This window comes from Actinomadura fibrosa, from assembly GCF_900659615.1.
Classification (GTDB): domain Bacteria; phylum Actinomycetota; class Actinomycetes; order Streptosporangiales; family Streptosporangiaceae; genus Spirillospora; species Spirillospora fibrosa.
Genome location: NZ_CAACUY010000120.1, coordinates 1 through 12,251 on the forward strand (window position 1 = coordinate 1; position 12,251 = coordinate 12,251).

Below are 12,251 nucleotides of genomic sequence, written 5' to 3' on the forward strand. Positions count from 1 at the left end.
CGGTGATGCTGCGCGGCGCGCTCGGCCCGGTCGCCGTCGCGGCGCTCGCCGACGGCGCCGGCGGGCTGCGCGCCTTCACGCTGGAGGTCGGCCGCCCCGTCAAGCCGATGCTCGCGGCGTCCGCGCCGTCCGTCGAGGAGGCGTTCGCGAAGCTCGCCGCCGACGCCGCGGTCGAGTGGAAGCTCGACGGCATCCGCGCCCAGGTCCACGTGACGGGCGGCGAGGTGCGCGTGTTCACCCGCACGCTGGACGACATCACCGCCCGGCTGCCCGAGGTCGTCGCCGCGGTCCGCGGCCTGCCCGTCCGCGACGCCGTCTTCGACGGCGAGGTGATCGCCCTGCGCCCCGACGGGAGCCCCTACCCGTTCCAGGTCACCGCCGCCCGCACCGCGACCCGCACCGAGAAGGGCACCGAGCCCGTCCCGCTCGCGGTGTTCCTGTTCGACGTCCTGCACCTCGACGGCACCGACCTGCTCGACGCCCCCGGCGCCGAGCGCGGCGCCGCGCTCGCCCGGGCCGTCCCGGCGGAGCTGCGCATGCCCCGCATCGTCACCGGCGACCCGGCCGAGGCCAAGGAGTTCTTCGACGACGCCGTCGCGCGCGGCCACGAGGGCGTCATGGTCAAGTCCCTCGACACCCCCTACACGGCGGGCCGCCGCGGCGCCGGCTGGATCAAGGTCAAGCCGCGCCACACCCTCGACCTGGTCGTCCTCGCCGCCGAGTGGGGGCACGGACGCCGCCAGGGGTTCCTGTCGAACCTGCACCTCGGTGCCCGCGACCCCGGCTCCGGCGGCTTCGTCATGCTCGGCAAGACCTTCAAGGGCCTCACCGACGAGCTGCTCGCCTGGCAGACGAAACGCCTCCGCGAGCTGGCCGTCCGGGAGGACGACTGGGTCGTCCACGTCCGCCCGGAGCTGGTCGTCGAGATCGCCTTCGACGGCGTCCAGCACAGCCCGCGCTACCCCGGCGGCATCGCCCTGCGCTTCGCCCGCGTCCTGCGCTACCGCGAGGACAAGACCCCCGCCGAGGCCGACACGATCGAGACGGTCCAGGCCGTGGCGCCCGTGCTCGACTGACCCGCGGTCACTCGGCCTCCGAGCGGCGGATCCGCGTCCGGGCCCGCGCGCGGGCGATGCCGCGGCGGCGGGCCCGGGACATGGCGCGGCGCCGGACGCGGCCGGAGACCCGCTGCTCGCCCGCGACGGCGAACTTGCGCTGGGCGCGCGCGGCGGCCCTGCGCTGCGCGCGGGCGAGCTTGCGGCGGCGGGCCCGCTCCGCCGCGTTGTGCCGCTGGAGCAGCTCGGGCGGGAGGAGGTCGTGCCGTCCCGCGATGAACTCCTGCACCCAGATCTTGGCGCGGATCAGCGGCCGCCGGAACCGCTTCTCGTTGCGGACGGCCCGCTGGTGCTTGCGCGACCCGTCGGCGTAGCGCCACCGCGCCCACGGCGACCCGGGACGCGCCACCCGGATCGCCCCCACGATCAGCAGCGCGGGCACGAACAGGCCGATCAGCCCGGTCCAGATCTTGCCCTTCAGCAGCGTGACCACGGCCAGCGCGAGGTTGGTGCCAAGGGACGCGACGTAGAGGCCGGTGATCGTGGTCCCGTCCGGCACGACCCCCTCGTAGCCGAGCGGCCGGATGCCGAGCAGCAGCAGGCCCGTGACGGCGAGCGCGACGAAGACCGCGTCCACGGACGCGCGGCCCTTCTCCGTCCAGTAGACGTCGCTGAGGTGCAGGATCAGCGCGAACTCGTCCAGGACGAGCGCCGACCCCATTCCGAACACCACCGCCGAAACGAGGTCGAGGCCGACGTAGGCGTCCGGGACCGCGAGGCTCGCCACCCCGCCGACCAGCATCAGCACCACGCCGAACACCACGTGGTGGATGTGGAGGTCGCCCGCCGTGACGTTGCGGAACCACCACCGGACGTTCGCGCGGATGAGCCGGACGTTCACCCGGGTCAGCACGAACGTGACGATGAACGCGACGAAGAAGCCGAACAGCGGCAGCCGTCCGGTCTCCACGATGCGCTGCTGGAACAGGTCGATCATGCACCCCCCGCTGGCACGATAATGCCCTGTGACATGCGGCGATATGGTGGGGTGCCGATGACGTGAGGGGGAACTCCACTGTGAGCCGCATCGTGGACCGCTGCGATCCCGGATGCCGGGCGTGGATCGCCGAGGCGATCCACAAGGTCGAGGCCGACGCCAACCGCAGCGCGGACACGCACCTGCACGTCTTCCCCCTCCCTCCCGACTGGGGCATCGACCTCTACCTGAAGGACGAGTCCGTCCACCCCACGGGTTCGCTGAAGCACCGGCTCGCGCGCTCGCTGTTCCTCTACGGGCTGGCCAACGGCTGGATCCGCGCCGACACGACGATCATCGAGGCGTCCAGCGGGTCCACGGCCGTGTCGGAGGCGTACTTCGCGCGGCTGCTCGGCCTGCCGTTCGTCGCGGTGATGCCGGCCGCCACGAGCCCGGAGAAGATCGCGCTGATCGAGTTCCAGGGCGGCCGCTGCCACCTGGTGGACGACCCGTCCTCGATCTACGCCGAGTCGCGGCGGCTGGCGGCGGAGTGCGGCGGCCACTTCATGGACCAGTTCACCTACGCCGAGCGGGCGACGGACTGGCGCGGCAACAACAACATCGCCGAGTCGATCTTCGAGCAGCTGCGGCTGGAGCGCTTCCCGGAGCCGTCCTGGATCGTGGTCGGCGCGGGCACCGGCGGCACGTCCGCGACGATCGGCCGGTACGCCCGGTACCGGCGCTTCCAGACGCGCCTGGCCGTGGTCGACCCGGAGGGCTCGGCGTTCTTCGGCTCCTTCGCCGACGACGACCCCGAGCGGACGGCGGCGGGCTCGCGGATCGAGGGCATCGGCCGCCCCCGCGTCGAGCCGTCGTTCCTGCCCACGGTGATCGACCGCATGATCCATGTGCCGGACGCGGCGTCCATCGCGGCGATGCGCTGGACCACCGAGGTCAGCGGCCGGAACGTCGGCGGCTCGACGGGCACGAACATGTGGGGCGCCGCCGAGCTGATCGCGCGGATGCGGGCCCGCGGCGAGCGCGGCAGTGTCGTCACCCTGATCTGCGACGGCGGCGAACGCTACACGGGCACCTACGGCTCCGACACCTGGCTAACCACCCAGAACATCGACATAACCCCCTACCGCACAGCCCTGGACACCTTCCTAAAGACCGGCCAACTCCCCACACCGGACGAAGCCAGCGCCTAGCCGTTGAAGCGGATGGGGTTTACCAGGTCGGCGTAGATCAGGAGGCCGCCCATGACGATCAGGACGGCGGCCATCACGTAGGTGATGGGGAGCGCCTTGGCGACGTCCACGTAGCCGGGGTCGGGCCTGCGGAAGACCCGGGCGAACGCCTTCTTGATCGCCTCCAGCAGGGCGCCGGCGATGTGCCCGCCGTCCAGCGGCAGCAGCGGGACGAGGTTGAACAGCCCGACCGCGAGGTTCAGCGAGCCGAGCAGCATCACGAAGTAGGAGACCTTCTCGGTGCCGCTGAGGTTGTGGGACGCGGCGACGTCGCCGCCGATGCGGCTGACGCCGACGACGCCGATCGGGCCGTTCGGGTCGCGCTTCTCCCCGCTGAAGGCGGCGTTCCAGATGCCGACCATCTTCTGCGGCATCCGCAGCAGCGCGCCCGCCGTGTGCTTGGTGAGGTCGCCCATGGTGCTGGCGACGGCGCCGGGCCCCTGGCGCTCCAGCTCGACGGTGGGCGTGATGCCGAGGAACCCGACCGTGACGATCTTGTCCTCGTCCTTGAGGTCGTACATCTGGTTGCGGGTGATCGGCACGTTCAGCGGGAGGTCGCGGCCGTCGCGCCGGACCACCACGGGGACGGTGCGGCCGCCCGAGTCGCGGATCAGGTTCTGGAGCTGCGCGTAGTCGTCGATGCGCTGACCGCCGAACGAGACGATCCGGTCGCCGGGCCGCAGGCCGACCTGCTTGGCGGGCGTGGGCGTGGCGTTCGCCGGGCACGTGTCGACGTTCGACTGGCTCGCCGGGACCATGCACTCCGACACCTGCTGAATGACCGGCTGCCGCTGCTGGGTGCCGAGCCCCATGATCAGGATGGCGAAGAACAGCACCGCGAGGAGCAGGTTCATCGCGGGGCCGCCGAACATGATCAGCAGCTTCTGCCACCACTTCTTGGCGTAGAAGACGCGGTCCTCGTCGCCGGGCCTGACCTCCTCCAGCGCCGCGCCGCGCGCGGACTCGATGAGGCCCTGCCAGGGGCCGGTGCTGATCTGCCGGACCTGCCCGGGCGCGTCGCCCTTGCGCGGCGGCAGCATCCCGATCATGCGGATGTAGCCGCCGAGCGGGATCCACTTCACCCCGTACTCGGTCTCGCCCTTGCGCCTGGACCACATCGTCGGCCCGAACCCGACCATGAACTGCGTGGTGCGGACCCGGAACAGCTTGGCGAACGAGAAGTGCCCCAGCTCGTGCAGCGCGATGGACGCGAGCAGGCCGAAGAACAGGATCAGTACTCCCGCCAGCCAGCCCATGCGTGATGCCCCTCCGGTCGTGCACCCCGCCCCGGGGGGTGGTCTCCAGCTACCGACTCAGGGTACGTCACCGGCCCGCTTTTCGGTTCATGACGGCACGAGCCGCCCTCCTTCCGACCTCCCGCCCGCACCGCCCGGCGTCCCGGAAGCGGCCTCGGCGGACGGCGGCGGACGGCGGCGAACCGCCCCCGGACGGCTCACGACCGTCCACAGAAGCGGCCTCCGTCGCCGACCAAGCCCCAGGCGTCACCGTTGCGGAGCCGACAATTTCGGGTATTTCGAGCGAATCGAATACCAGTAATGGACGCGGCGAACGCTCTTGCATTGAAGTAGATAATTCACAGCGCGAAGCGGCCGGACGCGTGCACAATGAAACTCATAAGAGGAGCAACCCTTCCGGCACCCCCAACGCGAGGCTCCCATGACCGAAGACGCAGTTCAGGCGGCCGTCTTCGGGCTCAATGAAGATGATCTCTTTGCTCCCGAGGACGACATATCGGGAGATAACCGAAACCGAACCTCCGCGTCTCTTCCCTCCGATCTCCCGGTCGCTAGCGTGGACGCGAAGTCCACCGTCGACGATTGGGACGACATGGAACGTCGGCGCCTTCTTCAGGCCACCCTCGCCATGGGGGTCGGCGCGATGGCATCGTCCGGCGAGTCGGTACGCCAGCTCTTCGACCTCGTCCTGGACAGCGAGACCCGGTCGATCGACGACTGGGACACGACCTGCGCGGACCACCTCCACGCACTCCGCACCCAGCCGCCCGCCCAGGTGCGGGACGGCCTCAACCTCGACCTGATGGCCCTCCGCCGCCAGATGGCCGCGGCGTCGTCCAAGACCCTTCCCGATCTGGAGGTCATGCTCGCCTCGCTCGGCTTCCTGCAAGCCAACGCGCTCACCCGCCTGGGCGATGACAGTGCCGCCATCCGCTGGTGGCGCACGGCCAAGACCGCCGCCGACGCCTCGGGGATGATCGACGCCCAGCTCCTGGTGCGATGCAAAGAGGTGGGCTTCGGGATCTACGGCCAGCGTCCGCTGCCGACTGCCCTCAGCCTGATCGAGAAGGCACGCCGCCTCACCGGTGACGGGTACCCCTTCTGGACGGCCAATCTCGCAGGCGTCGAGGCCAAGGCCCTCAGCCTCCTCGGCAGGCACGACGAGGCACGGCGCTCACTCCGCGTCTTCGTCGACAACGTCGGGAACGGTCGCACCCCGGAGATCTTCCCGACCCTCTGGAGCCTTGACCAGCCTCACTTCGCCGAGAGCTGGGTACACGCGTGTGCGGGCGATGAGGTGAGGGCCGACGCCGCACGCGACCGGGTCCTCTCCCACAATCCCGAGTACCAGTACGACGCGAACGTTCGGCTTCATGAGGCGATCTGCACGGTCGTTCAGGGCGGCAGCGATACCGGCGCGCGGCAGGCGACCGCCGTGCTCACCGCTCTGCCCGTCTCCTACCGCAGCCAGATGATCACCCAGACCGGCCGCTGGGTGCTTGAGGCCGTGCCGCCCGAGCACCGCGACCGTCCGCCCGTCGCCGAACTGCGCGAGGCTCTGGTGCTCACGGCTCCCAACTAGGCCGGGCGAGCGGGTCAGCCGAGGAAGCCGCGGAGGAGGGCGGCGGTGCCCTCCAGGTGCTCGGCGACGGCGCGGCGGGCGGCCTCGGGGTCCCCGGCGAGGACGGCGTCGACGATCGCGGCGTGCTGGACGGCGGCGTGCTCGATGTTGCGGCCGAGGACAGGGATGGCGTTGAGCAGGTCGGTGACGCGCATCCGGGCGTCCGCGCAGGCGGTGGAGAGCAGCGCCGAGCCGGTCAGCTCGGCGATGGTGAGGTGGAACAGGGTGTCGAGGCGCCGGTACTCGTCGGGCCCGGCGGCGTTCAGCTCGGCGAGCCGGGCCCGCAGGAGCGCGCGCTTCGGTTCGTCCAGGCGGGTGGTGGCGAGGATCTGCGCGGCGCCGGTCTCGACGGCCATCCGGTAGGTGAGCGTGTCGTTGAGCGCGTCGCCCATCTCGGCGAGGGCGCGCCTCAGGTCGGACTGGCGGGGCTTGGGCCGCCGGTAGGTGACGAACGTTCCGCCGAAGCGCCCGCGCCGGGACTCGACGTACCCCTCCTGCTGGATGACGCGGATCGCCTCGCGCAGCGTGACGCGGCTGACGCCGAGGAGCCGGGCGAGCTCGCGCTCGGGCGGGAGCCGCTGGCCGCGGTCGACGACGCCGAGCTTGATCGCCTGGAGGAGCCGCTCGACGGTCTCCTCGAACGCGTTCCCGGTCCGGACGGGACGGAACACCGCCGCGGCGGCGAGGTCGGGCAGTTCCGGGGGTGCCCCGTCGGGTGCGGGCGAGTTCGCCTCCGCGGGCGCGGCGCCTCCCGGGACGGCGTCCGCGACGGCGGCGGAGGCGGCGGGCATGGTGTCGGTGCCGGGGGGCTCCGCAGGGAGCATGACCGTCCTTCGGTCCGGGGGGTGGGAGTCGCGTTCCACGTTACATGTGCGTTTCCTCGCGCCCGGGGTCTTGACGGGGCTTCATCGAGAAACCTTAATGGTCTGACATTAGCCCGTTGCGGCTACTCGACACCCTCCGTGGACGAGGAGGTGCTCGTGAGCGTCGACGAGCACAAGGCTTCCGCCGGCCCCGATCCCCTGTCCGACGACGAGAGGCGGCTGCACGAGCTCGGCTACGCGCAGGAGCTCAGCCGCTCGATGTCCGGCTTCTCCAACTTCGCGGTCTCGTTCACCATCATCTCGGTGCTGTCGGGCTGCCTGACCTCGTACACGATCGGCCTGAAGGGCGGCGGGCCCGTCGTCATCACGTGGGGGTGGCTCGCGGTCGGCGGGATGACCCTGCTGGTGGCGCTCGCCATGGCCGAGGTCTGCTCCAGCTACCCGACGGCGGGCGGCCTCTACTACTGGGCGGCCAAGCTGGCGCGGACGAACGGCCCGGCCTGGTCGTGGTTCACCGGCTGGTTCAACTTCATCGGGCAGGTCGCGGTGACGGCCGCGATCGTCTACGGCTCGGCGGCGTTCCTCAACCCGCTGCTGGACCTCCAGTTCGGGTTCGGCGTCTCGCTCAAGCACACGTTCCTGCTGTTCGCGATCCTGCTGGTCGTCCATGCCCTGCTCAACCAGTTCGGCGTGAAGCTCGTGTCGCTGCTGAACAGCGTCAGCGTGTGGTGGCACGTGATCGGCGTGGTGGTCGTGGTGGGGGTGTTGGCGTTCAAACCGTCCCACCACCAGTCCGCGGACTTCGTCTTCACCAAGTTCGTGAACGAGACGGGCTGGCAGTACGGGGCGTACGCGGCGCTGATCGGGCTGCTCCTGTCGCAGTACACGCTGACGGGGTACGACGCGTCCGCACACATGACCGAGGAGACCCACGACGCGGCGCGGTCGGGGCCGAAGGGCATCGTCAACTCGGTACTGATCTCCGTGGTGGCCGGGTGGGTGCTGCTGCTCGGCGTCACGTTCGCGATCCAGGACTACGGCAAGGCGGTCGAGGGCGGCCCCGCGGAGATCTTCATCGCGTCCACCGGCGAGACGGCCGGCAAGCTGCTGATCCTCGTGTCGTTCGGCGCGCAGTTCTTCTGCGGGATGTCGTCGGTGACGGCGAACTCTCGGATGATCTACGCGTTCTCGCGGGACGGGGCGCTGCCGCTGTCGTCGCTCTGGCACCGGATCAACAAGCGCAGCCGGACGCCGACCAACGCGATCTGGCTGGCGGCCGGGGGCGCGTTCGTGCTGGCCCTGCCCGCTCTCTGGAACCTGACCGCCTACCTGGCCGTCACGTCCGTCGCCGTGATCGGGCTCTACATCGCCTACGTGATCCCGACGTTCCTGCGGCTGAGGCAGGGCGCCGACTTCCGGCCGGGCCCCTGGAGCCTCGGGCGCTGGAGCCGCCCGATCGGCATGCTCGCGGTGGGCTGGGTCCTGGTCATCTCGGTGCTGTTCATGCTGCCCCCGGCCAACCCGATCAACAAGGACAGCTTCAACTACTCACCGGTCGCGATCCTCGTCGTCCTGGGCGGTGCGGGTCTGTGGTGGGTCCTCTCGGCCCGCACGTGGTTCGAGGGGCCGAAGGTCCAGGGCAGCGCGGAAGAGCTCGAAGCCATCGAGCACGAGCTGAAGTCCCTGGGCTAGCGCGGACGTGAGGAGACACGTGACCACATCGCTCACCCTCGACGGGCTGCGGGACGAGGCGGCGGCGGGCCGGATCGACACCGTCATCGTCGCGATCACCGACATGCAGGGGCGGCTCCAGGGCAAGCGGCTCTCGTCCCGCTTCTTCCTGGAGGAGGTCGCCGAGCACGGCTCGGACGGCTGCAACTACCTCCTGGCGGTGGACGTCGACATGAACACGGTGGACGGCTACGCCATGTCGTCCTGGTCGCGGGGCTACGGCGACTTCGTCATGCGCCCCGATCTCGGCACGCTCCGCCGGATCCCCTGGCAGGAGGGCACGGCGCTCGTCCACGCCGACATCGTGTGGGAGGACGGCTCGGACGTCGCGGCCTCGCCCCGGCAGATCCTCCGGCGGCAGCTCGCGCGGCTCGCCGAGCGCGGCTGGAGCGCCTACGTCGGAACGGAGCTGGAGTTCATCGTCTACGAGGACTCCTACGAGGACGCGTGGACGCGGGCCTACCGCGGCCTCACCCCGGCCAACCAGTACAACGTCGACTACTCGCTGCTCGGCGGCGCCCGCGTCGAGCCGCTGCTGCGCCGCATCCGCAACGGGATGGCGGGCGCCGGGATGTACGTCGAGTCGGCCAAGGGCGAGTGCAACCTCGGCCAGCACGAGATCGCCTTCCGCTTCGACGAGGCGCTCGCGACGTGCGACAACCACGTCCTCTACAAGACCGGAGCCAAGGAGATCGCCTCCCAGGAGGGCCGGTCGATCACGTTCATGGCGAAGCCGAACGAGCGGGAGGGCAACTCGTGCCACATCCACCTCTCGCTCCGCGCCGCCGATGGGACCCCCGTGCTGGCGGGGGACGGGCCGTACGGCCTGTCTCCCGCCGGGGGGCACTTCATCGCCGGGCAGCAGGCGTGCCTGCGCGACTTCACGCTGCTCTACGCGCCGACGATCAACTCCTACAAGCGCTACCAGCGCGGCTCGTTCGCCCCCACCGCGATCAAGTGGGGCGTGGACAACCGCACCTGCGCGCTGCGGCTCGTCGGGCACGGCCCGTCCCTGCGGGTCGAGAACCGCGTGCCGGGCGGCGACGTCAACCCGTACCTGGCGGTGTCCGCGATGATCGCCGCCGGGCTGCACGGCATCGAGAACACGCTCCCGCTGGAGGACCCGTACCCCGGCAACGCCTACGAGACGGACGCCGGCACGGTCGTCGGCACCCTCCGCGACGCCGCCGCCGACTGGGGCGGCAGCTCCCTCGCCCCGGAGGCGTTCGGCAAGGAGGTCGTCGAGCACTACGCCAACTACGCCCGCGTGGAGCTTGACGCGTACGACCGCGCCGTCACCGACTGGGAGATGTTCCGGGGCTTCGAACGATTGTGAGAGTCCATGGGTGTGCATGACGTCGTTGATCCCGCCACTGAGGAGGTCATTGAGAAGGTGCGGCTGGCGTCGGTCGAGGAGACCGACGCGGCCGTGGAGCGCGCGAAGCGGGCGTTTCCCGCTTGGCGGGATCTGGCTCCCGGAGAGCGGGCGCGGCTGCTGCGGGCGTTCGCCGCGCGGGTGGACGCGTGCCGGGAGGAGCTGGCCGGGCTGGAGGTCCGCAACGCCGGGCACCCGGTGGCGCAGGCCCGCTGGGAGGCGGGGAACCTGCGGGACGTCCTGGAGTACTACGCCGCCGCACCGGAGCGGCTCACGGGACGGCAGATCCCCGTGCCGGGCGGGCTGGACGTCACGTTCGCCGAGCCGCTCGGGGTCGTCGGTGTCATCGTGCCGTGGAACTTTCCGATGCCGATCCTGGGGTGGGGGCTGGCCCCGGCGCTCGCGGCGGGCAACACGGTGATCGTCAAACCGGCGGAGCTCACGCCGCTGACCGCGCTGCGAGCCGGGGAGCTGGCGCTGGAGGCGGGGCTTCCGGAGGGCGTCGTCCAGGTGCTGCCGGGCGCGGGACCCGTGGCGGGACGGCGGCTGGTGGAGCATCCGGACGTCCGCAAGATCGTCTTCACCGGCTCCACCCGGGTCGGCAGGGAGATCCTGGCGGCGTGCGCGCCCGGGGTGAAGCGGGTGACGCTGGAGCTCGGCGGCAAGAGCGCGAACCTCGTGTTCGCCGACGCCGACCTGGAGAAGGCCGCCGCGACCGCGCCGTACGCGGTGTTCGAGAACGCCGGGCAGGACTGCTGCGCCCGGTCCCGGATCCTCGTCCAGCGGCCCGTGTACGAGAGGTTCATGGAACTGCTGGAACCGGCCGTGCATGGCGTCGTCGTGGGCGACCCGCGGGACGCCAAGACCGAGGTCGGGCCGCTGATCAGCGCCGCCCAGCGGAAGCGCGTCGCCGGATACGTCCCGGACGGGGCGCCCGTGGCGATCCGCGGGTCCGCGCCCGAGGGGCCGGGGTTCTGGTTCCCGCCGACCGTCCTCGCCACGGAGGACCCGGCGGCGCTGCCCGCCTGGCACGACGAGGTGTTCGGGCCCGTGGCCGTGGTCGTGCCCTTCGAGGACGAGGCCGACGCGGTCCGGATCGCCAACGACACCCCCTACGGCCTGTCCGGCTCGATCTGGACCCGGGACGTGGGCCGCGCCCTGCGCGTCTCCCGCGCGGTCGAGGCGGGGAACCTGTCGGTGAACTCCCACTCGTCCGTCCGGTACTGGACCCCGTTCGGCGGCTACAAGCAGTCCGGCCTGGGCCGGGAGCTCGGACCGGACGCCCTCGACGCCTTCACCGAGACCAAGAACGTGTTCATCGCCTCTGACTGACCAGAGGGTGAGCACCCCGCCAAGATGGGAGTGACGTCCATGCAGCGTCTGGAAGGCCGGGTGGCCGTCGTGACCGGCGGCGCCGGCGGCATCGGCCTCGCGACGGCGCGCCGCCTCGCCGCCGAGGGCGCGCGGGTCGCCGTCGCCGACGTCGACGAGACGGCGGGCAAGGCCGCCGCCGACGAGGTGGACGGCCTATTCGTCCGGACGGACGTGACCGCCGAGGACGACGTCCGGGCCCTGTACCGCACGGTCCACGAGGCGTACGGGCGCATCGACGTCGCGTTCAACAACGCCGGGATCTCCCCGCCCGACGACGACTCGATCCTGACGACCGGGCTGGACGCCTGGAAGCGCGTCCAGGACGTCAACCTGACCAGCGTGTACCTGTGCTGCAAGCACGTCATCCCGTACATGCTCGACCAGGGCAAGGGCTCGATCATCAACACCGCGTCGTTCGTGGCGGTGATGGGCGCGGCGACGTCGCAGATCTCCTACACCGCGTCCAAGGGCGGGGTGCTGGCGATGTCGCGGGAGCTGGGCGTGCAGTTCGCGCGGCAGGGCGTCCGGGTGAACGCGCTGTGCCCCGGGCCGGTCAACACGCCGCTGCTCCGGGAGCTGTTCGCGAAGGACCCCGAGCGGGCCGCGCGGCGGCTCGTCCACATCCCGGTGGGCCGGTTCGCGGAGGCGTCCGAGATCGCCGCCGCCGTCGCGTTCCTCGCCTCGGACGACGCGTCCTTCGTCACGGCGGCGGAGTTCCTGGTCGATGGAGGGATCTCCGGGGCCTATGTGACCCCTGTGTGAGGTGGCTAGGATCGTTCGTGCTCAACG

Annotated in this window: 10 protein-coding genes; 7 read left to right on the top strand and 3 right to left on the bottom strand. The window is 71.1% G+C overall.

Translation table 11 applies throughout. From position 1 onward, the window contains the following. On the top strand, positions 1 to 1,076 hold a 1,076-nt coding region (locus tag E1300_RS30410; RefSeq protein WP_131760538.1), incomplete at its 5' end, for an ATP-dependent DNA ligase. A 7-nt stretch (positions 1,077 to 1,083) separates the two neighbouring features. Here E1300_RS30410 and E1300_RS30415 read toward each other — a convergent pair. Further along, the gene (locus E1300_RS30415; protein WP_131760539.1) at positions 1,084 to 2,052 is read right to left on the bottom strand and encodes a hypothetical protein; all 969 of its coding nucleotides are present in this window, start codon (positions 2,050 to 2,052) and stop codon (positions 1,084 to 1,086) included. A gap of 80 nt (positions 2,053 to 2,132) precedes the next feature. Here E1300_RS30415 and cds1 point away from each other — a divergent pair, with 80 nt between their 5' ends. After that, positions 2,133 to 3,242, top strand: coding sequence for an L-cysteine desulfhydrase Cds1 (gene cds1 / locus E1300_RS30420; protein WP_131760540.1), 1,110 nt, complete (start codon positions 2,133 to 2,135; stop codon positions 3,240 to 3,242). Here cds1 and E1300_RS30425 read toward each other — a convergent pair. Next, positions 3,239 to 4,537 (bottom strand): M50 family metallopeptidase, encoded by a 1,299-nt coding sequence (locus E1300_RS30425; protein WP_131760541.1) that lies wholly within the window; start codon positions 4,535 to 4,537, stop codon positions 3,239 to 3,241. The two genes, cds1 and E1300_RS30425, sit on opposite strands and share 4 nt — an antisense overlap. 421 nt (positions 4,538 to 4,958) lie before the next feature. Between E1300_RS30425 and E1300_RS30430 the strand changes: the two genes are divergently transcribed. Continuing rightward, positions 4,959 to 6,119, top strand: coding sequence for a hypothetical protein (locus tag E1300_RS30430; protein ID WP_131760542.1), 1,161 nt, complete (start codon positions 4,959 to 4,961; stop codon positions 6,117 to 6,119). A 14-nt stretch (positions 6,120 to 6,133) separates the two neighbouring features. Here E1300_RS30430 and E1300_RS30435 read toward each other — a convergent pair whose 3' ends face one another. Continuing rightward, positions 6,134 to 6,982, bottom strand: a complete 849-nt coding sequence (locus tag E1300_RS30435) for a FadR/GntR family transcriptional regulator (protein ID WP_242619477.1) — start codon at positions 6,980 to 6,982, stop codon at positions 6,134 to 6,136. 156 nt (positions 6,983 to 7,138) lie between these two features. Between E1300_RS30435 and E1300_RS30440 the strand changes: the two genes are divergently transcribed. From E1300_RS30440 to E1300_RS30455, 4 genes are read left to right on the top strand one after another with little or no spacing between them, the layout of a single operon-like run. Further along, positions 7,139 to 8,674, top strand: a complete 1,536-nt coding sequence (locus tag E1300_RS30440) for an amino acid permease (protein WP_242619478.1) — start codon at positions 7,139 to 7,141, stop codon at positions 8,672 to 8,674. 19 nt (positions 8,675 to 8,693) lie between these two features. Next, entirely contained in the window at positions 8,694 to 10,049 is a 1,356-nt protein-coding gene (locus tag E1300_RS30445; protein WP_242619479.1) for a glutamine synthetase family protein, read from the top strand. A gap of 12 nt (positions 10,050 to 10,061) precedes the next feature. Continuing rightward, on the top strand, positions 10,062 to 11,420 hold the full coding sequence (locus E1300_RS30450; RefSeq protein WP_442316425.1) for an aldehyde dehydrogenase family protein: 1,359 nt from the start codon (positions 10,062 to 10,064) through the stop codon (positions 11,418 to 11,420). 39 nt (positions 11,421 to 11,459) lie between these two features. Then, on the top strand, positions 11,460 to 12,224 hold the full coding sequence (locus E1300_RS30455) for a 3-oxoacyl-ACP reductase (RefSeq protein WP_207400046.1): 765 nt from the start codon (positions 11,460 to 11,462) through the stop codon (positions 12,222 to 12,224). The last annotated feature ends 27 nt before the right edge of the window (positions 12,225 to 12,251 follow it).